The sequence below is a fragment of the Longispora fulva genome, from assembly GCF_015751905.1.
Taxonomy (GTDB): domain Bacteria; phylum Actinomycetota; class Actinomycetes; order Mycobacteriales; family Micromonosporaceae; genus Longispora; species Longispora fulva.
In genome coordinates, this window is sequence record NZ_JADOUF010000001.1 from 1,603,928 (window position 1) to 1,628,616 (window position 24,689).

Consider the following 24,689-nt stretch of genomic DNA (forward strand, 5'->3'; position numbering starts at 1 on the left):
GTCGATTCTGTGCGACGGTGGATTCTTCCCCGACTCCGCTCTGACCAGAATCGATGCGCACCATGCCCCAGCAGCACAAACCCCGGCCCGAGGGCCTGATCCTGTTCGCGCTCGGTCTCGGCGCCATGATCGTCTCGATGATGCAGACCCTGGTCGTCCCGATCCTGGGCACCATCGGCCACCGGCTGCACGCCAGCTCCACGGACGTCAGCTGGGTGCTCACCGCGAACCTGCTCGCCGCCGCCGTGCTGACCCCGCTGCTCGGCCGGCTCGGCGACCAGCTGGGCAAGAAGAAGGTGCTGGTCGCCAGCATGATCGTCCTGGTAGCCGGCTCGCTGCTGGCCGCGACCACCAGCTCGCTGGGCCTGTTGATCACGGCCCGGGCGCTGCAGGGCGTCGGTACCGCCATCTTCCCGCTCGCGATCGGCATCGCCCGCGACGAGATCCGGCCCGCGAAGCTGCCCGGAGCGATGGCGCTGATCAGCGCGACGCTGTCCGTCGGCGGCGGGGTGGGCCTGGTCGCCACCGGCCTGCTCATCCAGGGTGACAACCCCGACTACCACCGGGTGTTCTGGCTCGCCACCGCCCTCGCAGCCCTGGCCCTTGTCGCCGTCGTGGCCCTCGTGCCGGCCGGTACCCGGGCCAAGGTCGCCAGCCGGGTCGACTGGCTCGGGGCCGCGACCCTCGGCGCGACGCTGGTCGCACTGCTCCTGCCGCTGTCGCAGGGCAACAGCTGGGGCTGGACCTCCGCGCGCACCCTGGGCCTGTTCGCCGCCTCCGTCGTCCTCGCCGGCCTGTGGGTGCTCGTCGAGCGCCGGGTGGCCGCGCCGCTGGTCGACCTGCGGATGTTCGCCCGCCGTCAGGTCGCGATGACCAACATCGCCGCCCTGCTGTTCGGCTTCGCGATGTTCGGGATGTTCATCGGGGCCTCGACCATGGTGCAGATCCCGCACGCGCTGGCCGGGTACGGCTTCGGGGCGACGGTGCTGCGCGCGGCCGTCGAGTACCTGCTGCCCAGCTCCCTGGTCAGCGTGCTCGCCGCACCCCTGGGCGGCCTGCTCGTCCGCCGGATCGGGGCCAAGGCCGTCCTCGCGCTCGGCACGGTCACCGGCGTCGTCGGGTTCAGCTCGTTCGCCCTGTGGCACGAGAAGTCCTGGCAGGTGATCGCCGCCGTGATGATCTCCGGAGTGGCCATCTCCCTCGGGTACGCGGCCATGCCGGCCCTCATCGTCGCCGCCGTGCCCGTCGAGCAGACCGGCATCGCCAACGGGCTCAACTCCATCGCCCGGACCGTCGGCAGCTCCGTCGCCAGCGCCGTCGTGACCACGCTGCTCACGTCGCGGCTGGTCGTGCACAAGCCGTTCCCGCCACTGCCCGCCGAGTCGGGCTTCACGCTGACGTTCTGGCTGTGCGCCGGGGCCTGCGCGCTCGCTGCCCTCGTGACCCTGATCGGGGTACGCGGCAACACGCACTCCGAACCGCCGCACGTCGTGGCGCTCAACGACGTGGAGGCGCTCCCGGAGCTCGCCGGCGCCGGTCGGAAGATCTGACGACGTCGAGCCGCCGGCACGGGCCGCCACGTGACCCGGCCGGCGGTGGAGTGGGTGCACACCCTCGCCGGGTTCCTCGCGGACCACTTCCTGGCCTGGGGATCAGCCCACCCCGATCTCGCGCATCGCCTCCTCGAAGCGGCGCAGCGCGCGGCGGGCCTCCCCGTGCCGGCCGCTGTCCCGCAGCAGCCGGAGCAGGAACCGGTGACACCGCTCGTCGTACGGATCGATCGCCAGCGACCGGTGCACGTACCGGATCGCCTCGTCCGGCGGGCTGATCTCGGCGAGGACCGTCAAAACCCGCAGGTACACGCTGCGCGCCTCCTCCCGCAGCGGCACCGACCACTCGTCGTACGGCTCGTCGGCCAGGAAGTCCCCGCCGTACAACCGCTCGGCCTCCGTGAGGACCCGGCCAGCCTCGGCGAGGTCGCCGCGCTCGTGGGCGGCCAGCCCCCGCCCCGCGTCGGTGAGAAACACGTCCACGTCCAGCCACAGCCGGGACGGGTCGACGGCGGCGCTGGCCCGGTCCACGCGGAGGAAACCGCTGGTCCGGTCCGGGTCGAGCTGGCCGCGCAGCCCGGACAGCTCCGTGGACAGCCGGTGTCCGACGTCCCCGGGGCCGCTCGCGCCCCACAGCAGCTCGGTCAGCTCCTCCCGGGGCACCGGCCGGCCGCGCCGGGCGAGCAGGATCCGTAGCAGGTCGCGTGCCTTACGGCTCGGCCAGCTGACCGGCGGCGCGCCCCGCCCGCCGGCCCGGACCTCGAACCGGCCGAGGGTGCGGATCACGATCGGCTCCGCGCCGGGCTCGCACAGCCCGGCCGCGACCAGCCGGTGCCGGGCCCGGCGGCCCTCCGAGCGCTCCTCGTCGGTCGCGCCGGGCAGACCGGCCAGTTCGACGGCCATCCGGTCGGCGTCGCCGGTCGCCCCGGCTTCGGCCCAGATCGACCGGGCCTCGGTGAGGGCGGCGTGCCGGGCGGCCGGGTCGGCGGCGAGCGCGGACCGGAGTTCGAGGGCGTCGGCCAGGCCCGCGCGGTCGCGGTGCCGGCGGGCGATCCCCTCCGCACGGGTGACGGCGGCCATGGCCTGGTCGGGGCGTCCCGCCGACCGTTCGACCCGGGCCGTGGACAGTTCCGCGACCCCGAGGAGGCGGCCCACGGCCCGGCTGGCGGCGTTCTCGGCCAGGGCGGCGGCCACCTCCGGCTCGGAATCGGCGAGCAACAGGACCAGACCGGCCGTGGCGGGGACGATGCCCTGCAGGTCCGCGCACGACTCCGAGATCCGCAGCGCCTCCTCGTGCGCCGTCCGGGCCAGGGTGGGCCGGCCCTGGCGGCGGTAGACCTCGCCGAGCCCGTTCAGCGCGTACGCGGCGGCCGCGTCCCCGGTGTTCTGGCACAGGGTGAGCGCGATCTGGAACCGCTCGACCGCCTCGTCCAGCACGCCCAGCCGGAGGAGCGCCTGCGCGTGGTTGGACACCGCCACTACCAGGTACGCGGGGGTGCCCGCCAGCTCGGCCGCCGCGGTGGCCACCTCGGCGGCCTCTCTGGCCGTGGCGTACGCGGCGACCTCCAGCGCCTGGGACGCCTGGTTCGTCCGGATCCTGGCGATCTGCCGCCGGTCGCCGGCCCGCTCGGCGTGCACGAGGGCCCGGCGGTAGTGGAACTGGTTCGCGCCCCGGTCCCCGAGGCGCTCGGCGTGCAGGGCCGAGGCGACGTGCGCGGCGGCCAGCGCCCGTTCGCAGCCGGCCGCCGTCGCGATCCGCAGCGCCCGGGCGGCCAGATCGCCGCAGCCCGGCACGTCGCCGACGGCCCACCGGGCGGTGGCGCTCCACGCGGCCAGCTGGGCCTCGTCGCCGGTGTTCTCCGTCGGGTACGCCCCGCGGTCGAGGATCTCCGTCGCGGTGGCGAGCCGGCCGGCGAGGTAGTGCACCATGCCGAGCCGCCATGCGAGCCCGGGCGGGAGGGGGCCGGTCGGACCGGCCAGCGCCGCGAGGACCGCCAGCGCGGCCTCGGGCTCGGCGTCGGCCAGTTCCTCGGCGTGCAGCAGCGGCTCCCGCTCGCCCATCACACTCCCCGTCCGTGCTCGTCCGGGTTCGGATCCCGTTCGGACTTCTCCCGGAGGTTCCCACTCATGCTCGTCCGTGGGTGCCGGCATGGCATCGAAAGTATCGGAAGAAGGACTCCACATGCGAGGACGAACTCTCACACCACGAATCGCCCGAATGTTCGCGGCGTTGGCGATGGTCCTGGCCGGCCTGTTCGTGGCCGTCGGCCCGGCCCAGCCGGCGCAGGCCGGCTCGCCCTGCGTTCCGCTCTACGACAGGTGGGGCCGCATCGTCGGCTGGGACTGTCCACCGCAGCTCTGGGACCCCTGGGGCTGGAACCGCCCGGACCCGCCCTGCTTCTGCCCGGACTGGGTGATCGAGTGGCGGGACCTGATCGACCCCGAGCGTTTCCTGACCGACCTGAACGAGGGCCTGAGCCGGGAACGGATGGGTGACACCGCCGGGGCGCTGGACGTGCTGACCCAGTCCGCCAAGGAACTGCAGGGCAACCAGTTGACGTTCGGCTCGGTGGGCCAGTTCTACGCCGAGGAGGGCGTCTACAAGGAGGGCCAGGACGACGCGCTCGCCGACGCCGGGTACCTCATCGCCTCCGGCGAGCGCTACCTGCAGAAGGCGATGGTCGACGAGCAGAACGCCGGCTACTACAACCGGCTGGCCATGAACCGGTTCGACAAGGCGATCAGCCGACTGATGGAACGGCGGCAGTAGCCGCCGGCCGGTGGCCGCGGCGGTGCGGGACCCTGCCGGTCCACCCGCCGCGGCCCCCGCGGTGGACCGGGGAGCAGGGGGCGCGGCGGTCGAGGATAGGCTGAAAGGGCTGCTCGCCGCCCGTACCCCATTGTGAGGTTTGTCCCGTGACCGCGTTGACCATGCAGGATGCCCTGACCCGACTCGCCGAGTACTGGCGCGAGCAGGGTTGCCTCACGGTGCAGCCCATGAACACCGAGGTCGGCGCGGGAACCCTCAACCCGGCCACCTTCCTGCGGGTCCTGGGCCCCGAGCCGTGGAAGGTCGCCTACGTCGAGCCGTCGGTCCGCCCCGACGACGCCCGCTACGGCGAGAACCCCAACCGGCTGCAGACGCACACCCAGTTCCAGGTGATCCTGAAGCCCGAGCCGGGCAACGCGCAGGAGCTGTACCTGGGCTCGCTCGTCGCGCTCGGGATCGACGTCGCCGCACACGACATCCGCTTCGTCGAGGACAACTGGGCGCAGCCGGCCGTCGGTGCGTGGGGCCTGGGCTGGGAGGTGTGGCTCGACGGGCTGGAGATCACCCAGTTCACCTACTTCCAGCAGGTCGGCGGCCTGAACCTCGACCCGGTGCCGGTGGAGATCACCTACGGGATCGAGCGGATCCTGATGGCCCAGCAGAACGTCACCCACTTCAAGGACATCGCCTACGCGCCCGGCGTCTCCTACGGCGAGGTGTTCGGCCAGGGCGAGTACGAGATGTCGCGGTTCTACCTCGACGACGCCGACGTCGACACGGCCCGCGCGCTGCTCGGCCACTTCGCCGACGAGGCCCAGCGGATGATCGACGCCGGGCTGCCGGTGCCCGCGCACACCCTGATCCTGAAGTGCTCGCAGGCGTTCAACATCCTGGACTCCCGGGGCGCGGTGTCCACGAGCGACCGGGCCGCCGAGTTCGCCCGGATGCGGCGCATGTCCGGCGACGTCGCCAAGCTGTGGGTCCAGCGCCGCGCCGAGCTCGACCACCCGCTCGGCGTCGCGCCGACCGCCCCGCTCGCCGTGGCCCCCGCCGCCACCGGGCACGCGATCCCCACCACGACCAGCTCGGCGGCCCCCGGCCCGCAGACCCTGCTGTTCGAGATCGGCGTCGAGGAGATGCCGCCCGCCGAGGCGCGCGCCGCCCGCGAGTGGCTCGCCCAGACCGTCACCGACAAGCTCGCCGGCACCCGCCTGGCGCACGGCGCGGTGTACGCGCTGGCCACCCCCCGCCGCCTCGTCGTCACCGTCGAGGGCGTCGCCGCCGTCGAGGAGGACGCCACCCGGACGGTGAAGGGGCCGAAGGTGTCGGCCGCGTACAAGCCCGACGGGACCGTGACGCCGGCCGCCGCCGGGTTCGCCCGCTCGCAGGGCGTGGCCGTCGAGGACCTGGTCAGGGTCGAGATCAGCGGCGTCGAACACCTCGCCGTCGTGAAGGACGAGCCGGGCCGGACCGCGCCCGTCGTGCTCGCCGACCTGCTCGGCGAGGTCGTCACCGGCCTGCGGGGCAGCCGGAACATGCGCTGGCTCGACCCGTCGCTGTCGTTCACCCGGCCCGTGCGGTGGCTGCTCGCGCTGTGGGGGACCGAGGTCGTGCCGGTGGTCGTGTCGACCCTGGCCGCCGACCGGTACACCCGGGTGCACCGCACCTCCGCCGAGCCGACCCTGGCGATCACGTCCGCCGACAGCTACTCCGGGCAGCTCGCCGCGACCGGGATCGTGCTCAACCCCGACGCCCGGTGGGAGCTCGTCACCAAGGGCGCGCTGGCCCTCGCGGCGTCCGTCGGCGGCACCGTCGACCTCGCCGCCGAGGCCGGCCTGCTCGACCAGATCTGCTACCTGATCGAGCAGCCCACCCCGCTGCTCGGCTCGTTCGCGCCGTCCTACCTGGAGCTGCCGGAGGAGATCCTCACGGCCGTCATGCGCAAGCACCAGCGCTACCTGCCGGTCCGGGCCGCCGACGGCACCCTGCTGCCGTACTTCGTCGTCGTCGCCAACGGCGCGATCGATCCGGACCTGGTCCGCGCCGGCAACGAGGGCGTGCTGCGCGCCCGGTACGAGGACGCCGCCTTCTTCCACCGTGCCGACCTGGCCACCCCGATCCCGGACATGGCAGCCCAGCTGTCCCGGCTGACGTTCACCGACAAGCTCGGCTCGATGGCCGACCGGGCCGCCCGGATCCGGGCCCTGGCCGGGGTCCTCGCCGACACCGTCGGCCTGGCCGGTGACGACCGCGCGACCCTGGACCGGGCCGGCGAGCTGCTGCTGTTCGACCTGGGCTCGCAGATGGTCACCGAGATGACCAGCCTCGCGGGCGTCATGGCCCGGGAGTACGCGACGGCGGCCGGCGAGTCGCCCGCCGTCGCCCGCGCCCTGTTCGAGGCCGAGCTGCCCCGGCAGGCCGGCGACATCCTGCCCACCAGCGTGCCCGGCGCGCTGCTCTCCCTGGCCGCCCGGCTCGACATGCTCACCGGGCTCGCCGCGACGGTCGGCCTGCCCACGGGCAGCAGCGACCCGTACGCGCTGCGCCGCGCCGTGCTCGGCGCGATCAGCGTGCACCGGTCGCAGCCGGCCCTCGGTGGGCTGTCGTTCGCCGAGTCCCTGGCGGCGGCCGCGCGGCTCCAGCCCGTCGACGTGACCGTGCTCGACGCGCTGGGCGAGTTCGTCACCCGCCGTTTCGAGCAGCAGCTCCTCGACGAGGGGTACCCGGTCGACCGGGTCCGCGCCGTCCTCCCGCACGCCGACCGGCCGCACCGCGCCGAGCTCGTCCTCGGCCAGCTCACGGCCGTGGCCGGCGAGGACGCGTTCCTCCGGCTGGCCGCCGCGCTCCAGCGCGCCCGGCGGATCGTGCCGGCGGGCACGGCGACGGCGTACGACCCGGCGCTGCTCACCGAGCCGGCCGAGCAGCTCCTGCACGACACCCTCGGCAAGGTGCACGCCGACCTCACCCCGGGCGTGGACCTCGCCGGGCTGGTCGCGGCCACCACCGCCGCCGGGCTGCCCGACGCCGTGGACCGGTTCTTCGACGACATCCTGGTGATGGCCGAGGACCCGGCGCTGCGGGCCGCGCGGACCGGGATCGTCGCGGCGGTCGCGGCGCTCGGGGACGGGCACCTCGACTGGGTGGAGCTGCGTGTCGCCCGCTGACCCCACCCCACAGGTCGTCACGCCCGCCGTCCCCGGGTCGTTCCCGTGGAGCGTCCTGCACGACCGGCACCCGAAACTGGTGGCCGGCGTGCGCGATGCCCACCCCTACGGCCCGGACCAGCGCCGGGCCCTCGACGCGCTGGTCGCCGAGTCCCTGACCGGCGTGATCGCACGTCTGCCCGCCGACGCGCACGACGCGGCGCGGTGGGAGACCTGGGGCACCGGCCACTACGGCCGGCGCTGGTTCGACGTGCCCTTCCTGTTCGCCGAGAGCTACTTCTACCGCCGGATCCTCGACGCCGTCGGCTATTTCGCTCCGGGTCCCTGGCAGGGCGTGGACCCGTACGCGTACCTGAAGTCGGCGGAGGCCCGCACCAGCTCCCCCTCGACCGGTTCGCTGCGGGAGCTGCTGGTCGCGGCCGTCTGGGGCAACCGGGCGGACCTGAGTTTCCGGATCGGCCAGCACGGCGGGCCGGCCGACGAGGGCTCGCTCGTCGTGGACGACTCCGCGGCCCTGTGCGCGGCGCTGGAGGCCGGGCTGGGCCGGGAACTGTGCCTGGTCGCCGACAACGCCGGCGGCGAACTGCTCGCCGATCTCGCCCTCGTCGACCACCTGCTGGCCACGGGGCTGAGCGAGCGGGTGGCGGTGCACGTGAAGCCGTACCCGTACTTCGTGTCCGACGCCCTGGCCACCGATGTCGCCGAGTGCGTGTCCGTCCTGGACCCGGCGACGCGCGACCGGCTGCTGGCGGCCGCCGCCGAGGGCCGGTGGACGCTGCGCACCCACGACTTCTACCGCGCGCCGCTGTCCTACCACCACGCGCCGGAGGATCTGCGGGCCGAGTGGTCGGCGGCGACCCTGACCGTGTTCAAGGGGGACCTGAACTACCGCAGGCTGGTCGGCGACGCGCACTGGCCGGCGCTGACGCCGTTCGCGGACGTCGTCGAGTATTTCCCGGGGCCGGTGGCGGCGCTGCGTACCCTGAAATGCGAGGTTGTCGTCGGTCTCGCGGCGGGGACCCTGGCGGCGCTGGACGCCTCGGGGGAGGAGTGGCGGGTGACCGGTGCGCACGGGTTGCTCCAGACGGCCGGCCTGGACAGCCGACCCGGATCCTCCCCGGCGCCCGGTTAGCGGACGGGTGGAGGCGGCGTCGGCCCGGGGCACGCGGTGCCGAGCTTCTCGGTCAAACCGCGCAACCGGTCGGACAGGCCGGTGTCCTGCCCGTGGTTGAGTTCCTTGTAGAGGTCGACGGACGCCGTGCGGTACTCGCCGGCCAGCCCGGTCAGCGCGCTCTTCAGTTTCGGGTCGACGGCGTGGCCGGCCTCGGTGTCGTACGCGGTCGCGAGGTCGGCCAGCGCCTGCGCGGCGGGTCGCTCGGCCTCCTCCGCGGCCTTGTCATCGTGACGGTCGACGGCGGCGTCGAACGCCTGCATGCTGGTGTTGAACGCTTTGAGCTGCATGACCATGGCCATTGCCGCGTTGCCGCACACGTCGCGCCGGTTGGTCACCGGGTCGACCGTCGGGCTGGGCGAGGCGCTGGCCGTGGGCCGCGCGCCACCGGCGGCCGGGGCGGCTCCGTCGTCACACCCACCGGCCGTGCCCAGCACCACGGCAGCCGCCACCACCGCGAACAGACGCCTCTTCACAAGCACCCTCCCCGTCGAACGGAACCCGCGAAGGCTAGCCGACCCTCCCGGCCCCGCGCAGCCCTGTCCGGCGCGCTGTCCCCGAACGCGCGACCTCCGTCCGGGCCCGGTCGTTGTTCCGGGTGAGGTGCCGCTGGCGTGGTCGCGCGCGGTGGGCCGCGTACCCTATGAATCTGACGTTTTCCCGACTCGATGCCCATCAAAGACATAAAGGGCAACGACCATAGGGGTGTACCGGGCGGGGGCCCGGGCGGTGGCGGGCATCCAGCCCGAACCCGAATGGTGGTGGGGACAAAGACGGGTGCGGCTGCAGCGCACCGTCCCCACCACCATCCGCCCCCGCGTGCGGCGGGACCAGATGATGGCGACCCGCGTCCCAGGTTCTCGCCCATCGGACGGCGGCTGTGTCGTGGGTGGAGTCGATGTCCTGGTCAGTCGCTTTGTGTGGCTGGTGGAGCGAACCTTCCGGGCACTGATGGCATATCGGGACATCGAAATTTTTGGTGCCAGTTGGTGGTAACCCCTTGTGTGCCCGGATCGCGGTGCGTAGCGTCCCCGCAACCGCCGGCGGAGCAGCGCGAAGCGGAGAAGGGATGCTGGGACGCTCTGCTGAAGCTTGTTTGCGAAACAGCTTCGCGCCCGCAACCCTGGTCCTCATGGCGGACGGCTCCACCAAGCCAATCAAAGACGTGATGGTCGGCGACTTGGTCTGGGCCACTGATCCAGAGACCGGCGATGCGACCGCTGAACCCGTCACCCAACTGCATCTCAACAATGACCATGACCTCACCGACCTGCAGATCATCAATGCGGCCGGCGAGACCAGCATCATCCACACGATGCAAGAACACCCCTTCTGGGACGCGACAGAGCGTACATGGGTCGACGCTGGCAAACTGCCCCCCGGTCACGGACTGACCACCTCCAACAGGTCGGCCCAATACGTCGGAACCGTTACCAACTACACTGCCCAAGACTGGATGCACAACCCTCACAGTCGCCGGGATCCACACGTACTATGTCGTTGCAGGCGACACGCCCGTCCTCGTACACAACACAGGGTGCGCTGTTCCCGCCGTCGATTCCACAGGCAAGCTCCATGGTGAACTTCCACCGGGAAACCGTGTGCCAGGGAACTGGACGGCCGAGGAACTTGAGCAGCTTGAGCGAGACTTGAAGGCCAGCATTGTACGTCGCAAGCAAGTCAATAGCGACCTTGGTATAGACCGCGGGCATGCCAAGTGGGTCGCCGACGAAGAGGCACTACTTCGCGATGTCCGCAACAAACTGAATGGGAAATAATGAGGTTGGAATGAAGATTCAAAATGGCGATATTCTGATCCAGCGTATCTGTGATGCTAGTCGCAGTGATGAGGCGCGCAGTGAAGATGCCTACGCATTGCTGCAGGAGCTATTTCATGGATATCCCATATTGAACCTTAAAGCTTTGTTGGATGGCGGTGAGGTGGGCGCGGTTGAAGTTGGTGTTTGGGTCCTGTCTGAACTCGGAGGCGAGGCTAAGCCTCTACTTGGACGGGTGGATCGACTTCTGGAACACCCGGGCCGGAAGGTTAAGTACTGGGCGATCGACGTAGTGCACTCCAGTGCGGGAGTTGATGACGGAAAATTAATTGGCAAAGCATTTGGACTATTGGAGGATACTGACATTGCAGTACGACGTGCTGCCCTCTATTTCTTGGCGCACGCGTCGAAACAGCAACTGGCGGCGGCGATCGAACAGCTTGGAACGAGCAAGCTGGGAATCCTGTTGGCGTGGCTTTCCAGCGCCGCTGATGATGCCTCCGTCCAGGGCATGCTGAGTCGAATCGATGACGACGATCGAATTGTCAGGATGGTCGCGGTGGCTGCGGCTGTTCGCATTGCCGGGCTTGGCCGCCCGGTCCTTGAGCGAGCAGCCGCCCTCGGCGACGCAGAGATAAGCATGTTCGCATCAAGAGAGTTGGGACACTGAGGCCTGGCCCTTATTTGGTGAGTCCTCGCTCAGTGTTGTGGCAAGTGCATAGCTCAAGGGCACCCGCCCAGTGGAACGCCGGCGCTGCGGTTCTACGAGCGGCTGGGCGCGCGGCCGGCCGCGAAGATCCGCTACTCGCTCACCCCGGAATCGCCCGGCCCGCCGATCGGCACGGGTGCCGCAGGTCACGCTGACTGAATGAGGACGGGTTGCGGCGGCCCGGGAATCTGGGGGCCGCGGCAACCCGTGGCGGTTCAGTTGTCGCGGAGTTTGCGGCCCTGGATGTCCGTGCCGCCGTTCACCAGGATCAAAATCCCGTCGATCAGCGGCCACAAGCTACCGAACCCGCAGGTCAGCCACGTCACCGCGATCTGGGCGATGGCGATGTTGGTGTGTCCGGTGTAGAACCGGCCCACCCCGAACCCGCCCAGGAAGATCTGCAACAGGCCGGCGACCAGCTTGCTCTTGTCGGACAGGATCTCCCCGGTCATCGGGTCGACCGGGTACCCGTACTGCGGGCCGGGGGCGTAGCCGGGTGGCGGGACCTGGCCGTACTGGCCGGCCGCGGGCGCGCCGTACTGACCCGGCGGGGTGTCGTAGGACGCGGGCGGCGGCGTGCCGTAGGACGGCGGCACGGAGGTCACCGGCGGGGTGCCGTACGCCGGCGGACCGGACGGCACCGTCCCGTACGACGGCGGCACGGAGGTCACGGGAGGCACCGGGGGCGTGCCGTAGGTCGGCGGCACCGGACTCGGCGCGCCGTACGACGGCGGGACGGACGTCGGGGCGGCTGGGTACTGCTCACTCCCGTGAGGCTGGTGAGCGGCGTCGTCAGAGGATGGGTACGTCACGGGCACCAGCCTAACGGAGGATCCGGTCGCCGACATCGGGTAAAACCCCTGGTGCCTGGACGGGCAGACCTGTCTGTCCTGCCGGCGGCCCCGCCTGGCCAGGGGAGGGATGCGACCGGAGCGCGGTGCGGAGGGTCCACGCCCCTGGCCCGCTCATAGGCCCCGCTCCGGCCGGGCCGAGGCCGCGCGCGCCCGGCTGGGTCAGTGGCCGAACTGGTGCTCCAACGCCGCCCGCCGGGCCGTCACCTCATCGGGGTCGTCTCCGTACACCAGGATCTGCAGCGTGCACTCCGCCACCGGTGCGTCGGTGCGCAGACTGTCGTGCCCGGCGATCACCAGCAGCCCGCCGGCGCGCACGGCCGGTCGCAGCGCGGTGAGCAGGTCGCCGAGCGGCCCCGTGCCGGACAGCTTCGCCGATTCGGCCGGCAGGTCGAGCGCGTGCGGGCGGATGGAGCGCAGGGCGAGCAGCGGGATGGAGCCGCTGGTGATCCGGAAGTTCAGGTCGAGGACGACGAGCTGGCCGTCCTCGGACTGGGCGCAGTCGAGGCTGCACAGGCCCCGGTACCCGACGTCGGCGGCGCGTTGGGCGATGGCGAGGCACTCGGTGAGCAGTTCGAACGGCGGGGCGTTGACCAGACCGAACCGGCCGCCGGCGTAGATGCCGGCGTCGTCGATGCGCTGTTCGGTGACGGCGAGCAGGCGGGCGCGGGCGTCGGGGCCGATGTGGAGTTGGATGCCCCAGTTGCGCTTGATCCGCAGGTACTCCTCGATGACGAACTCGTCGAGTACCGTGGCGAAGACGGGGAGTGAGATCGGGGAGCCGGCCTCGTGCAGGTACACGTCGAGACTGCCACCGTGTGCGGCGTTGGTCGCGGCCTTGAGCACCCAGGACTTCTCGGCGGGGGCCGCGTCGGCGAGTTCGGCGCGGGTGACGACGCTGCGCCGGGCCTGGAACCGGGGGTCGACGAGGGTGCTGATGCTCGCCTTGTTGTTCAGGTAGCCGACGAGCAGCGCGGTCTTCACGGTCCGGGCGTCGGGGCACAGGTCGGTGGGCTGCGGGTATTCCATGGAGATCAGCAGGCCGTCGGCCATCGCCTCGGCGACCCGGGCCGCGAACTCGGCCTCGGTGCGGAACTCGCGCAGGTCGGTGCCGACGGGCAGGCCGCCGTCGCGCATGACGGCGAGGAGTTCGGGGTCGGTGCCGCCGGCGCTGCAGAGGACGGCGGTGTCGTCGGCGACGGCGAGCGGCCGGGCGGACAGCGCGTCGCGGGTGTGCCGGTGCCGGGCGGTGGGCACGCCGGCCTCGACCAGGGGGCGGGCGCAGACGGCGACGCCGGGGCCGTAGACGTCGGTGAGGGTGCGGGGGGAGTCGACAGCGTGCGACCGGGGCGGGGAAAGTGTGATGGCGTGTCTCCTGGTGGATCGGCACGCGCCGGCCGGTGGGCGGGTGCGTGGAGACGGCGTTCGCGGTGGCGGACGCCGGAAGAGCTGGTGAACCGGGGACGGTGGAAACGCCCGCGGGAGCGGACCCGTGCGATGCGTGGACCCCGGGCGCCCGGGGCGTCCGATACGTGGACGACCAGCCCGGTGCGAGCCGTGTTCACCAAGAGTCTCACGATTCGGCCGACTCGCCCAATGCGCCCCGCCACAGATCAGGCGTTAGAGGACAAAAGAGCCTTTTCATGGGTACGGTCGCCCGCGCCCGCCAGCGGCAGCCCCACCAGCAGCCCGAGCGATATCCACACGAACGCGTTGCTGCCGAGCACCCCGAGGGCGCTGCGGCCGTCGTCCCACCACAGCCAGACCATGCTGCTGGACAGCATGAGGTAGAGCAGCCCGGTCACTCTCCACCGGCCGGAGTCGGCGAGCACGACGAGCGCCGGCAGCACCCAGACCAGGTGGTGCACCCAGGTCACAGGGCTGACCAGGCACGCGGCGAGCCCGGTCAGCGCGAAGCCGGAGGGCACGTCGGCGCGCCGGACCCGCCAGGCCCAGATCGCGAGCGCCACGAGGACCGCCAGCGCCCAGGGGAGCTTGTCGGTGACCCCGAAGCGGGCGAGCGCGCCCTGCAGGGACTGGTTGGACACGTAGGCGAGGTTGCCGACCCGGGAGGTGTCCCACAGGGTGTGGGTCCAGAACTCCCGCGAGGTCCCGGGCAGCACCCACCACGCGAGCAGGGTCGCCGCCGCCGTGGTGCCGACGGCCGTGGCAGCCGCGCGCCAGCGACCGGTCACGACGAGGTACCCGACGAACAGGGCCGGGGTGAGCTTGACCGCGGCGGCCAGCCCGACGCCGATCCCCGCGTACCGGGCCCAGCGGCCGGACAGCAGGCGCGCGTCGGCGAGCACGAGGACGAGGAGCAGCAGGTTGACCTGGCCGAAGCTGACCGTGTCGCGGGCCGGGCCGTAGAAGGCGAGCAGGCAGCCGCCGAGGGCGAAGGCGTACCACCGGCTCCAGCCCCGGCGGCGGGCCACCGGGTCGACGAGCCAGCACAGCAGCACCGCCGACGCCGCCACGTTGAGGGCCACGCTGACGGCCACGGTGGCGTGCCAGCCCAGCAGGGCCATCGGCAGCATGCACAGCAGCGCGAACGGCGGGTACGTGAAGCCGTACAGGTTCGTGGGCGGGCGCAGGTAGTCGTACGGGTCGCCGCCGGCCAGCCAGTGCCGCACGGTGCCGTGGTAGACGCCGACGTCGAACCAGCCCCGGTGGCCGGGGGCCACGGCGATGAAGACGGCGATGGCCAGGGCCAGGCCGGACACGAGGGCGATCCGGCGGGTCACCACAGGCGGTAGCCGACCGCGTGCAGGCGGGGTTCGGGGGCCAGTTCGACGCCGGTGACCCACCACCACGCGGCCACCACGGCCAGCAGCGCGCCGCCGAGCGCGACGGCGAGCCGCTCCGGGTCGGGGCCGAACCCGTCGGGGAGCACGGCCAACGCGAGCACGCCGCTGGCCCCGGCCGCCCAGCGGCGGACCGCGCCCGTCGGGGCCGCCGCAGCGATCGGGACCAGGCCCCACAGCAGGTACCAGGTCCGCAGCGCCGGCCCGAGCACCGCCATCGCCGCCAGGCACAGGCCGAGCGCGTGCACCACGCCGAGCTGTTCGCGGCGCAGCCACACGAACAGGCCGACCGCGCCGACCGCGCCCAGCCCGATCCACCGCCACGCCGACACCCCGAGGTGGGTGTCGAGGACGACGCCGGTGAGCCGGCCGAGGGCGCTGGTGACCGACCAGTTGGTGGCCGAGATGGGGGTGCTCAGCGCGCCGATCCAGCCGTAGCCGGTGCCGGCGACGCCGGTGGCGATCACGGTGGTGGCCAACCCGGTCCCGCCGGCCCGGAACAGGGCGAGGGGCCACCGCCACCGGCCGGCCAGCTGATCGGCCCAGATCGCCGCCACCACGAGCAGACCCAGCGCCGCGGGCGCCTTGACCAGGGCGGCGAGGGTGACCAGGACCGCGCCCAGTGCCGGCCGGCGGTGCAGCGCGACGACCAGGCCGGTGACGAGCAGGCCGAGCATCACGGCGTCGTTGTGCGCGCCGGCGACGAGGTGCAGCAGGACCAGGGGATTGAGCAGGCCGAGCCAGACGGCCGGCGACGGGTCCACCCCGCAGGCCCGGGCGAGCCGGGGCAGGCACACCGCCAGGGCCGCCACCCCGAGCAGCGCCACGGCGCGCATGCCGAGGACCCCACCGGCGATGTGCCCGTCGGCCACCCGCGACACCCGGGTCGCGAACGTGAGGAACACCGGCCCGTACGGCGTGGGCGTGGTCTGCCAGATCGCAGGGACCTGCGCGGCCAGGGGACCGCCGAGGGTGGCCGGGCCGAACTGGTACACGTCGATGCCCTCGCCGACCATCCGGCCCTGGGCGAGGTAGCTGTACACGTCCCGGCTGAACAGGGGCGGGCCGAGGGCCAGCGGCGCGGCCCACACCGCGAACGTGATCAGCAGGCCCCGGGTCGGCGGCCGGATCGTGCCGAGCCACCACCAGGCCAGCACGAGCAGGGCAAGCCCGAAGTACGTGCAGGCCAGGCCCGGGGTGGCGTAGCCGCGCAGGTCGCCCAGGCCGCGCACCGGCGTCAGGGTGTCGCGCACCGGCAGCGCGCCGGCAGCCAGGCCGCCGAGCGCGACGGCGGCCGAACCGACGAACCCGAGCGCGCGACAGCGGCGGTGTTCGGCGGCCGGCACCGCTGTGGCGAACAGGCTCAACACCCAGGCACCCTGTCAGGGGCGCGTGACGGGGAGACGGGGGCGAGTTGACGCCCGGGTGACGGGATCATGTCGGGGACGGTGTTTCACATTTCTTCGTCTGCCGGACAACCGTGGGTTCCCCGGCGCACCCGTGGCATTCCTACCGTGCGGGCATGCGAGTCGCGATCATCACAGAGTCGTACTCGCCGGACGTCAACGGCGTGGCCAACTCCGTGGCCCGGGTGGCAGACCATCTGGTCGCCCGCGGGCACAGTCCCCTGGTCATCGCCCCGAGGCCGGCGTCCACAGTGCTGCCCGCCGACGATCCGGAACACTATCCGGTACTGCGGGTGAGCTCCCTGCCCATGATGGGCTACCCGAGCGTGCGCCTCGGCCTGCCGACCCGGCGGATCCTCGAGGCGCTCCGGGCGCACCGCCCGGACGTCGTGCACCTGGCCAGCCCGTTCGTGCTCGGCGCGTGGGGCGCACGGGCCGCGGGTGAACTCGGGGTGCCGATCGTGGCCGTCTACCAGACCGACGTGCCCGGCTTCGCCCGCGCGTACCGGGTCGGGCTCGCCGAGTCGATGGCCTGGGGCTGGGTCCGCCGGGTGCACAACCGCGCGGCCCTGACCCTCGCGCCGTCCTCCTCGACGGCCGACCAGCTCACCGAGCGCGGCGTGCCCCGGGTGCGGCGCTGGGGACGTGGCGTGGACACCGACCTGTTCCACCCCGCCCGCCGCGACGAGGCCCTGCGCCGCGAACTGGCCCCGGACGGCGAGGTCATCGTCGGGTATGTCGGCCGCCTCGCCCGGGAGAAGTGCGTCGAACTGCTCGCCGCGACGTCCCGGCTGCCCGGGGTGCGCGTCGTGGTCGTCGGCGACGGGCCGACCCGCGACTCGGTCCGCAAGGCGATGCCCGACGCCACCTTCCTCGGTACCCGGCACGGCACCGACCTGGCCCGGATCTACGCCAGCCTCGACGTGTTCGTGCACACCGGACCGCACGAGACCTTCTGCCAGACGGTGCAGGAGGCCCTGGCCAGCGGGGTGCCCGTGGTCGCCCCGGCGGCCGGCGGCCCCATCGACCTGGTCGAGCCCGGACACACCGGCACCCTGGTGACGCCCTCCGACGAGGCCGCGGTCACGGCCGCCGTCGCCGAGCTGGTGGCCGACCCGGCCCGCCGGGACGCCTACGGTCTGGCCGCCCGCGAGGCCGTCGCCCGCCGGACCTGGGGCGCGCTCACCGACGAACTGATCGGGCACTACGCGGCGGTCGGGGCGGCCACCCCGGTGATCGCCGCGTGAGGATCGTCCGGCTCGCCAACTTCGTCACGCCCACCTCCGGCGGCCTGCGCACCGCCCTCTACTCCCTCGGCCAGGGCTACGCCGGGGCCGGCCACGAGCCGGTGCTGGTGATCCCCGGTGCCGACCACGGCGAGGAGGACACCCCGCAGGGCAAGGTCATCACGCTGCCCGGCGTGCACGTCCCCGGCCTCGGCGGCTACCGGGTGATGCTCCGCCGCCGCCCCCTCCTCGACCTGCTCGGCCGGCTCGACCCCGACCGGCTCGAGGTGTCCGACCGCACGACCCTGCGCTGGACCGGCGCGTGGGCCCGCGCGCACGGCGTACCGGCCGTGATGGTCTCGCACGAGAGCCTCGACGGCCTGCTCGGCGTCGCCCGGCTGCCCGGCCCCGCCCTGCGCTGGCTCGCCGGCCGGCTCAACCGCAACACCGCCCGCGACTACGACCGGGTGATCTGCACGACGGACTGGGCCACCCGCGAGTTCGACCGGATCGGCGTGCGCAACGTGGACCAGGTACCCCTCGGAGTGGATCTCGATCTGTTCCGCCCCGACCGGCGCGCCCCGCACGGCGGGCCCGGGGTGCTGCTCGTGTGCTGCGTCCGGCTGTCCCTGGAGAAGCGGCCGCAGCGGGCCCTGACCACCCTCGCGGCGCTGCGCTCGCGCGGCGTCGACGCCCGGCTCGTGATCGCCGGCGACGGCCCGCTCCGCGAACGCCTGGAGGCCGAGGCCGCGGCCGGCGGCCTGCCGGTCACGTTCACCGGCTGGATGTCGGACCGCGGAGCCCTCGCCGACCTGCTCGCCTCCGCCGACGTCGTGATCGCCCCCGGGCCGGTCGAGACGTTCGGGCTCGCGGCGTTGGAGGCGCTGGCCTGCGGCAGCCCGGTCGTGGTCAGCTCCTCCAGCGCGTTGCCCGGGGTCGTCGGGGACGCCGGGGTGGCCGTGGCCGGCGAGGACATGTCCGCCGGGGTGGTCGAGCTGCTCGGCCGGCCGGAGGCCGGGCGGCGGGCGGCCGCGCGGGCCCGGGCGGAGATGTTCGGCTGGGACGCGGCGGTGCGCGGCTTCCTCGCGGTGCACGCCGACCTCTGAGCGGTTCGCCGCCTGCGCACTATCGTGCGATGTCGCTCAAATCGGATAAATATGGACAATGGGGCCTGATCGGACTTAGGCTCGGAGGATGAGCGACAGCCCGTTCGCAGCACTCGCCCCGGACCGCCCGCTGTTCGCGGAGTTCGCGGCCTCCGTCCCACACACGATGGCGGTCGTCGCGGCGGTGACCGACGACCAGCTCGACGCGCCCACCCCGTGCGCGGACTGGGACCTGTCGGCCCTGCTCAACCACGTCCTGTGGGACGCGGCCGCGGGGGCGCGCACCGGCCGGCACGCCCCGGTCCCCGCCGATGCCTCGGAGTCCCCGGACGCCGACCGACTGGTCGGGGACTGGCGGTCGGCCTACGCCACTGCCGGGGCGGCTGCCGGCGACGCCTGGAGCCAGCCCGGAGCCTGGGCGGGCGAGACCTCGCTGGGCGGCGGGACGCTGCCCGCGGGGGCGTTCGGCACGTTGTTTCTCATCGACCTCATCGTGCACGGCTGGGACGTGGCCCGCGCCACGGGGCGGCCGTACGCCCCTGACGAGGATGCCGTCGGGGCCGTGCACGAGTGGCTGAGCACCCGCGCGGAGATCGGCCGGAGCACGGGCGCGTGGGGGCCGCCGGTGCCGGTCCCCGTGGCCGCGCCGCCGCTGCACCGGGTCCTGGGCCTGGTCGGGCGCGACCCGCACTGGGGAGGCGAGGGCACCCGCTGACGCGCCAGGTCAGCCCGTGGCCACCCCGACCAGCAGGATCACGGCGCACAGGATGCCCAGCACGTACGCGAGGATCCACTCGCGTTGCCGGCTGACGATGGCCATCACCAGGCCGAGCGCCGGCAGGAGCACGCCGAACTCGTGCGCCGTCTCGTACCGGTCAGGGTATTCGAACCCGCTGACCATGGACCCTTTCAGGTACAGGATCGGGGTGCCCACCAGCCAACCGACCAGCAGGACGCCGAGGAGCACCGACACAGCCCGCACCGGGGCGCGTTCCACCTCGTCCGACTCGAACTCGGCGTCGTCGTCCACCTCACCAGTCATCGCCACGACCTCGCCCTTCCACCTTCGTGGCTGGTGAGACTACGCCCGTGCGGGAGCCGGGGCCATGGGGTACCCGGCCCCTTGCCGACCCCTGACGTGTGGTTTCCGGCCCAACCCACCGATCCCGGTCACCGTGGGCGTCGCGGCGGGCTACTCGAACGGCGTCGGGTCGCCGGCCCCCACCCGGAGGATCTCCGGCTCGTCCCCGGACAGGTCGATCACCGTCGTCGGTTCCACCCCGCAGTCCCCGGAGTCGATCACCGCGTCGATCTGGTGGTCCAACAGCTCCTTGATCTCCCAGCCGTTCGTCATCGGCTCGTCGTGGCCGGGCAGGAGGAGCGTGCTGGACAGCAGCGGCTCGCCGAGTTCGGCGAGGAGGGCCTGGGCGACCTTGTGGTCGGGGATCCGGACCCCCACGGTCTGCTTCTTGGGGTGCAGCAGGCGGCGCGGCACCTCCCGGGTCGCCGGCAGGATGAACGTGTAGCTGCCCGGGGTGGCCGCCTTGATCAGCCGGAACACCGCGTTGCTGATCTTCACGAACTGGCCCAGCTGGGCGAAGTCGCGGCAGACGAGGGTGAAGTGGTGCCGGTCGTCGAGCTTGCGGATCTCGCGGATCCGGTCCAGGCCGGCCTTGTTGCCCATCTGGCAACCGAACGCGAAGCACGAGTCGGTCGGGTAGGCGATCAGGCCGCCGCCCTTGACCAGGTCGACGACCTGGCTGATCGAACGGGCCTGCGGGTTGTCGGGGTGCACGTCCAGATACCTAGCCACCCGGTGAGCCTAGTACCTCCGGTCGGGACACCGGCCACGAACACGCCTCAGCGGGAGCGGTACACCGTCGCGAGTGGGGTCTCGCACACCACCGGGCCGGTCATCAGCGCCGGCGTGCCGGGGCCGTACTGGTCCTGGTGGATGTAGTAGTCCACTCCGGCCGGCGCGCCGTTCGGGATCCACACCACCTGCCCGGCCCAGCCCGGGCGGCGCAGCACGGCCAGCTCCGTGAGCCGGGGTGCGCCCTCCTGCCGGTTGTAGCCGACCAGGGGCGTGCCGGGCAGGCGCAGGACGCACGCCTCGAGTTCGGCGGTGTTGGCGACGTTGCGGTAGACGTACCGGCCGCCGACGCCGGCGAGGAGCAGGCCGGTGAGGGCCGCGGCCACCACCGCGAACCGGCGCGCCGCCCCGGCCGCGCTGACCCTGGGACCGGCCGTGCCGACCGTGGCTCCGGTCGCGCCGAACGGGGACCGGGTCGGGGTCACCGACAGGACGACGCCGACCATGAGCAGGTAGACGTACGGCCCGGCGTAGTGCTCGTCGGTCTTCCAGGGCAGCAGGTTGGCCAGGTACAGCGCCCCGCCCCCGGCGACGGCCCACGCGACGCCGTCCCGCCCGGCGTACCGCAGCCCGAACGCGAACGCGCCCAGCGCCACGACGAGCAGCGGCGGGCCGATCTGGCGGGCGGCGTCGAGGGCGGAGGCGAACAGTTTGGCCGATCCGAAGTCCAGCGCCGCCGTGTAGTCGCCGGCCTGGCTGTACGTGTACGCGGTCACGAGCGTGCCGGCGCCGGCGGCGAGCGCGACGAGCCCGTGCAGCCGGTCGGACAGCCGGCGCTCGCCGGGGCGGACCAGGAGCAGGACGCCGTAGCAGACGAGCAGCCAGGAGAACGGGGACTTGAACCAGGCGGCGGCGAGCCAGAACAGGATCCGGGGCCACGGCCGGCGGTAGGGGAGCAGTCCGAGGGCTACGAGGGCGACGCCGGGGCCCTCCTGCAGCGACGGGTACGCCAGGTTGCGCAGCAGGCTCGGGTTGCCGGCCAGCAGCACGGCGGCCCCGGCGGCAAGGGGCCGGCTGCCGGTGCGCCGCCAGACGAGCCAGGCGGGGATCGCGACGGCCGTGGCGAGCATCAGCATCCGGGCCGTGAACGCGATCTTCACCGGCAGCAGGTAGAAGGTGCCCATGTACAGCCAGAACATCGGCCGGAACAGGCCCCAGGAGCCGTCGGTGAACCGGTAGAGCTCGGCGGTCTGGCGGACCCCGATCGACTGGACGTGCCCGAGGGCCTGCCCGTCGTCGATCAGCGACCACTCCCAGGGCACCAGCAGCCACCCGGCGACGAGGAGGACGGCAGCCAGGATCAGCAGGCGCAGAGGGGTACGCACGGTCGCCCAGCCTACGGTCCGAACCTGCGCCCGGCGACTCCAGGCGACGTCCTCACGCTTCGAGTGTGATCGATAACTCAGTGTGCCGGCGGCGGAGGGGCACGACGAGCGGCGTACCCGTCTCGGGGTCCTCGATCACCCGGCAGGGGAGGCCGAACACCTCCTCGACCAGCGCCGGGGTGATCACGTCGCGCGGGTCGCCCTGCGCGGCGACCGTCCCGCCCCGGCGCATCGCGACCAGGTGGGTGGCGTACCGGGCGGCCTGGTTGAGCTCGTGCAGCACCGCGACCAGGGTGTGCCCCTCGCGCTCGTGCAGGTCGGCGCACAGGTCCAGGACCTCGTGCTGGTGGGCGATGTCCAGGAACGTGGTCGGCTCGTCCAGCAGCAGGATGCCGGTGCGCTGGGCGAGCACCATCGCCAGCCAGACCCGCTGCCGCTGCCCGCCGGACAACTCGTCGACGAACCGGTCGGCCAGTTCGGCGGTGCCCGTGCGGCGCAGCGCGTCGGCCACGGCGGTCTCGTCGTCGCGGGACCACTGCCGCAGCAGTCGCTGGTGCGGGTAGCGCCCCCGCGCCACCAGGTCGGCGACGGTGATCCCGTCCGGCGCCGTCGACGACTGCGGCAGCAGCCCGAGTCTCCTGGCGACCTCCTTCGACGGGTACGAGGAGATCAGCGCCCCGTCGAGGAACACCCCGCCAGCCTTCGGCCGCAGCATCCGCGCCAGGGCCCGCAGCAGCGTGGACTTGCCGCACGCGTTCGGCCCGACGATGACGGTGAACGAGCCGTCGGGGATCTCGATCCCCAGTCCGGTGGCGACGGTGCGCTGCTCGTAGGCGAGGGTGAGGTTCTCCGCGTACAGCCGGGTCATCGGGTCGCCTTCCGCGTCATCGGTTCGCCTTCCGCCAGGAGTGGGCCAGGAGCCAGGCCAGGTAGCAGCCGCCGACCGCGCCGGTGGCGATGCCCACCGGCAGACTCGGGGCCAGTCGTTGCGTGGCCAGGTCGCACCCGGCGAGTAGCAGCGCGCCGGTCAGGGCCGCCGGGAGCAGCGCGGCGCCGGTGGACCGGGTCAGCCGGCGGGCGATCTGCGGGCCGGCCAGGGCCACGAACCCGATCGGGCCGGCCGCCGCCGTGGCCACGGCCGCCAGGCCCACCCCGACGGCGACGAGGACGAGCCGGGTGCGCTGCACCGGTACGCCGAGCGCGTGCGCCGCGTCGTCGCCCATCTCCAGCAGGGCGAGCCGCCGCCCCTGGTACAGGGCCACGGGCAGCAGGACCGCGCACGCGAGCGCGAGGGGCACCACGTGCTCCCAGCGCCGGCCGTTGAGGGTGCCGATCAGCCAGGACTGCGCGGCGAGGGCGTCCTGCCAGGACGCCCGGGTGATCAGGTACGCGTTGACCGACAGCAGGATCGCGCTCACCCCGATCCCCATCAGGATCAGCCGGGTGCCCTGCACCCCGCCCCGGACGGCGAGGAGGTACACGACCGCGGCGGTGCCCAGCCCGCCCAGCACCGCGCCGGCCGCGACGGCGAATGGGTCGCCACCGAGCAGCAGGATCGCCACCAGTGCCCCGGTCGCCGAGCCGGTCGTGAAGCCCACGATGTCGGGGCTGCCGAGCGGGTTGCGGGTCAGGCTCTGGAACAACCCGCCGCTGACCCCGAGCCCGGCCCCGACCAGGAGCGCGGTCAGCAGCCGTGGCAGGCGCAGGGTGCCGACGACGAAGTCGGTGCCGCCGTCGCCCCGGCCGACGAGCCAGGCCCCGACCTCGGACACGGTCAGCGGGAAGTCCCCGGTGGTCAGCGCGACCAGTCCGACCGCGAGCGCGCCGGCGGCCAGCAGGACGCACACGGTCGCGGCGCGCGGCGCGTACCGCAGGGACAGCCGGTCGCCCGGGGTGCGGAGTGTCCTCGTGGCGGGTCTCGCCGGGGTGCGTGGCGTCCTCACAGCCGGGCCAGCTTCCGCCGCCGGCACAGTGCCAGGAACACCGGGCCGCCGAGCAGGGCGGTCACGATACCGACCTGCAACTCGCCGGGCGCCGTGGCCACCCGGCCGATCAGGTCGGCGCCGAGGAGGAGGACCGGGGCCAGCACCATCGAGTAGCCGAGGACCCAGCGCTGGTCGGGGCCCACGATCATCCGGGCCACGTGCGGCACGGTCAGGCCCACGAACCCGATCGGGCCGGCCGCCGCCGTGGCCGCGCCGCAGAGCAGGGTGACCGCCACGGCTCCGAGGACCCGGGTCCGGCCGAGGTGCGCGCCGAGCGCCCGACCCGCGTCGTCGCCGAGGCCGAGCGCGTTGAGCGAGCGGGCCAGGCCGAGCGCGAGCAGGATCCCGACCAGCAGGAACGGCCCGACGGCGAGCACGATGTCCATCCTGCGGCCGGCCAGGGAGCCCACGTCCCAGAACCGGAACCTGTTGAACGCCGCCGGGTCGAGCAGCAGGACGGCCATGTTGAACGCGCCGAGCGCCGCCGTGACCGACGCCCCGGCGAGCACCAGGCGCTCGGGGGTGGCGCCGGACCGGCCGGCCGAGCCGAGCGCGTAGACGAGGAGGGTGGCCAGCGCCGCCCCGGCGAAGGCGAACCACACGAAGCCGGCGACGGCCGTGATCCGCAGGAACGCGATGGCCACCACGACGGCGGTGGCCGCGCCCATGTTCACGCCGAGCAGCCCCGGGTCGGCGAGCGGGTTGCGGGTGATGGCCTGCATCAGCGCGCCGGACAGGCCGAGGGCCGCCCCGACGGCGACGGCGAGGACGGTGCGCGGCAGCCGCACGCCGTGCACGATCACCGCCTCCGTGGATCCGTCCGGTTGCCAGAGCAGGTGCCAGGTGGTCGCGATCGGGATGTGTCGGGAGCCGACCCAGAGACTGAGCAGGCACAGCGTGCCGAGCGCGACCGCGGCGACCAGCAGGCCGGCCGCACGGCGGGCGGGGGCGAGGGGAGCGGGCACGAGATT

The 24,689-nt window shown here is 73.0% G+C and carries 21 protein-coding genes; 9 read left to right on the forward strand and 12 right to left on the reverse strand.

Going from position 1 to position 24,689, the window contains the following annotated elements:
• Positions 1 to 53 precede the first annotated feature (53 nt).
• Positions 54 to 1,550, forward strand: coding sequence for an MFS transporter (locus IW245_RS06980; RefSeq protein ID WP_231398690.1), 1,497 nt, complete (start codon positions 54 to 56; stop codon positions 1,548 to 1,550).
• Between the two features lie 102 nt (positions 1,551 to 1,652).
• On the opposite strand, the gene IW245_RS06985 is transcribed toward IW245_RS06980, so the two are convergent.
• Positions 1,653 to 3,611 carry a BTAD domain-containing putative transcriptional regulator gene (locus IW245_RS06985; RefSeq protein ID WP_197002371.1) on the reverse strand — a complete coding sequence of 653 codons (1,959 nt, stop codon included), beginning with the start codon at positions 3,609 to 3,611 and terminating at the stop codon, positions 1,653 to 1,655.
• Positions 3,612 to 3,732: 121 nt separating this feature from the next.
• Here IW245_RS06985 and IW245_RS06990 point away from each other — a divergent pair, with 121 nt between their 5' ends.
• From IW245_RS06990 to IW245_RS07000, 3 genes are all read left to right on the forward strand, one after another.
• The gene (locus IW245_RS06990) at positions 3,733 to 4,320 is read left to right on the forward strand and encodes a hypothetical protein (protein ID WP_197002372.1); all 588 of its coding nucleotides are present in this window, start codon (positions 3,733 to 3,735) and stop codon (positions 4,318 to 4,320) included.
• A 146-nt stretch (positions 4,321 to 4,466) separates the two neighbouring features.
• Positions 4,467 to 7,484, forward strand: coding sequence for a glycine--tRNA ligase (locus tag IW245_RS06995; protein WP_233472565.1), 3,018 nt, complete (start codon positions 4,467 to 4,469; stop codon positions 7,482 to 7,484).
• Positions 7,471 to 8,616, forward strand: a complete 1,146-nt coding sequence (locus IW245_RS07000) for a damage-control phosphatase ARMT1 family protein (RefSeq protein WP_197002373.1) — start codon at positions 7,471 to 7,473, stop codon at positions 8,614 to 8,616. Before IW245_RS06995 ends, IW245_RS07000 begins: the two co-directional genes overlap by 14 nt.
• Here the strand turns inward: IW245_RS07000 and IW245_RS07005 are convergent.
• Positions 8,613 to 9,131: an Rv2240c family protein gene (locus IW245_RS07005; protein ID WP_197002374.1), complete on the reverse strand. Its 519-nt coding sequence runs from the start codon at positions 9,129 to 9,131 to the stop codon at positions 8,613 to 8,615. The two genes, IW245_RS07000 and IW245_RS07005, sit on opposite strands and share 4 nt — an antisense overlap.
• Positions 9,132 to 9,823: 692 nt before the next feature.
• Between IW245_RS07005 and IW245_RS42590 the strand changes: the two genes are divergently transcribed.
• Positions 9,824 to 10,237: a polymorphic toxin-type HINT domain-containing protein gene (locus IW245_RS42590; protein WP_372445303.1), complete on the forward strand. Its 414-nt coding sequence runs from the start codon at positions 9,824 to 9,826 to the stop codon at positions 10,235 to 10,237.
• A 206-nt stretch (positions 10,238 to 10,443) separates the two neighbouring features.
• Complete coding sequence (locus IW245_RS07015) at positions 10,444 to 11,103, forward strand: hypothetical protein (protein WP_197002376.1); 660 nt, start codon at positions 10,444 to 10,446, stop codon at positions 11,101 to 11,103.
• A 254-nt stretch (positions 11,104 to 11,357) separates the two neighbouring features.
• On the opposite strand, the gene IW245_RS42595 is transcribed toward IW245_RS07015, so the two are convergent.
• The 4 genes from IW245_RS42595 to mptB all read right to left on the reverse strand — a co-directional run bounded on the left by IW245_RS42595 (position 11,358) and on the right by mptB (position 16,167).
• Entirely contained in the window at positions 11,358 to 11,954 is a 597-nt protein-coding gene (locus IW245_RS42595; protein ID WP_372445100.1) for a TM2 domain-containing protein, read from the reverse strand.
• A gap of 201 nt (positions 11,955 to 12,155) precedes the next feature.
• Positions 12,156 to 13,610, reverse strand: coding sequence for a hypothetical protein (locus IW245_RS07025; RefSeq protein ID WP_504739614.1), 1,455 nt, complete (start codon positions 13,608 to 13,610; stop codon positions 12,156 to 12,158).
• Positions 13,607 to 14,740, reverse strand: coding sequence for a glycosyltransferase 87 family protein (locus IW245_RS07030; protein ID WP_197002378.1), 1,134 nt, complete (start codon positions 14,738 to 14,740; stop codon positions 13,607 to 13,609). Before IW245_RS07030 ends, IW245_RS07025 begins: the two co-directional genes overlap by 4 nt.
• Positions 14,734 to 16,167: a polyprenol phosphomannose-dependent alpha 1,6 mannosyltransferase MptB gene (mptB, locus tag IW245_RS07035; protein ID WP_197002379.1), complete on the reverse strand. Its 1,434-nt coding sequence runs from the start codon at positions 16,165 to 16,167 to the stop codon at positions 14,734 to 14,736. Before mptB ends, IW245_RS07030 begins: the two co-directional genes overlap by 7 nt.
• A gap of 152 nt (positions 16,168 to 16,319) precedes the next feature.
• Here mptB and IW245_RS07040 point away from each other — a divergent pair, with 152 nt between their 5' ends.
• The 3 genes from IW245_RS07040 to IW245_RS07050 all read left to right on the forward strand — a co-directional run bounded on the left by IW245_RS07040 (position 16,320) and on the right by IW245_RS07050 (position 19,250).
• Complete coding sequence (locus IW245_RS07040) at positions 16,320 to 17,450, forward strand: glycosyltransferase family 4 protein (RefSeq protein WP_197002380.1); 1,131 nt, start codon at positions 16,320 to 16,322, stop codon at positions 17,448 to 17,450.
• Positions 17,447 to 18,535, forward strand: coding sequence for a glycosyltransferase (locus IW245_RS07045; protein ID WP_197002381.1), 1,089 nt, complete (start codon positions 17,447 to 17,449; stop codon positions 18,533 to 18,535). The genes IW245_RS07040 and IW245_RS07045 overlap by 4 nt, the downstream gene beginning before the upstream one ends.
• Before the next feature lie 88 nt (positions 18,536 to 18,623).
• The gene (locus tag IW245_RS07050) at positions 18,624 to 19,250 is read left to right on the forward strand and encodes a TIGR03086 family metal-binding protein (protein ID WP_197002382.1); all 627 of its coding nucleotides are present in this window, start codon (positions 18,624 to 18,626) and stop codon (positions 19,248 to 19,250) included.
• Positions 19,251 to 19,259: 9 nt separating this feature from the next.
• Here the strand turns inward: IW245_RS07050 and IW245_RS07055 are convergent, their stop codons facing one another.
• The 6 genes from IW245_RS07055 to IW245_RS07080 all read right to left on the reverse strand — a co-directional run bounded on the left by IW245_RS07055 (position 19,260) and on the right by IW245_RS07080 (position 24,683).
• The gene (locus IW245_RS07055) at positions 19,260 to 19,577 is read right to left on the reverse strand and encodes a hypothetical protein (RefSeq protein WP_197002383.1); all 318 of its coding nucleotides are present in this window, start codon (positions 19,575 to 19,577) and stop codon (positions 19,260 to 19,262) included.
• Between the two features lie 150 nt (positions 19,578 to 19,727).
• Positions 19,728 to 20,348, reverse strand: coding sequence for an L-threonylcarbamoyladenylate synthase (locus tag IW245_RS07060; protein WP_197002384.1), 621 nt, complete (start codon positions 20,346 to 20,348; stop codon positions 19,728 to 19,730).
• Positions 20,349 to 20,395: 47 nt separating this feature from the next.
• On the reverse strand, positions 20,396 to 21,733 hold the full coding sequence (locus IW245_RS07065) for a hypothetical protein (protein WP_197002385.1): 1,338 nt from the start codon (positions 21,731 to 21,733) through the stop codon (positions 20,396 to 20,398).
• Positions 21,734 to 21,785: 52 nt separating this feature from the next.
• Entirely contained in the window at positions 21,786 to 22,601 is an 816-nt protein-coding gene (locus IW245_RS07070; protein ID WP_197002386.1) for an ABC transporter ATP-binding protein, read from the reverse strand.
• A gap of 16 nt (positions 22,602 to 22,617) precedes the next feature.
• Entirely contained in the window at positions 22,618 to 23,676 is a 1,059-nt protein-coding gene (locus IW245_RS07075; RefSeq protein WP_197002387.1) for a FecCD family ABC transporter permease, read from the reverse strand.
• Positions 23,673 to 24,683 (reverse strand): FecCD family ABC transporter permease, encoded by a 1,011-nt coding sequence (locus tag IW245_RS07080; protein WP_197002388.1) that lies wholly within the window; start codon positions 24,681 to 24,683, stop codon positions 23,673 to 23,675. The genes IW245_RS07075 and IW245_RS07080 overlap by 4 nt, the downstream gene beginning before the upstream one ends.
• Positions 24,684 to 24,689: the final 6 nt, after the last annotated feature.

Excerpts from the sequence above, each read along its gene's own strand:
- IW245_RS06980 (WP_231398690.1), top strand. The coding sequence starts at position 54 with ATGCGCACCATGCCCCAGCAGCACAAACCCCGGCCCGAGGGCCTGATC.
- IW245_RS06985 (WP_197002371.1), bottom strand. The coding sequence starts at position 3,611 with ATGGGCGAGCGGGAGCCGCTGCTGCACGCCGAGGAACTGGCCGACGCC.
- IW245_RS06990 (WP_197002372.1), top strand. The coding sequence starts at position 3,733 with ATGCGAGGACGAACTCTCACACCACGAATCGCCCGAATGTTCGCGGCG.
- IW245_RS42590 (WP_372445303.1), top strand. The coding sequence starts at position 9,824 with ATGGTCGGCGACTTGGTCTGGGCCACTGATCCAGAGACCGGCGATGCG.
- IW245_RS07015 (WP_197002376.1), top strand. The coding sequence starts at position 10,444 with ATGAAGATTCAAAATGGCGATATTCTGATCCAGCGTATCTGTGATGCT.
- IW245_RS07040 (WP_197002380.1), top strand. The coding sequence starts at position 16,320 with ATGCGAGTCGCGATCATCACAGAGTCGTACTCGCCGGACGTCAACGGC.
- IW245_RS07050 (WP_197002382.1), top strand. The coding sequence starts at position 18,624 with ATGAGCGACAGCCCGTTCGCAGCACTCGCCCCGGACCGCCCGCTGTTC.
- IW245_RS07055 (WP_197002383.1), bottom strand. The coding sequence starts at position 19,577 with ATGACTGGTGAGGTGGACGACGACGCCGAGTTCGAGTCGGACGAGGTG.
- IW245_RS07070 (WP_197002386.1), bottom strand. The coding sequence starts at position 22,601 with ATGACCCGGCTGTACGCGGAGAACCTCACCCTCGCCTACGAGCAGCGC.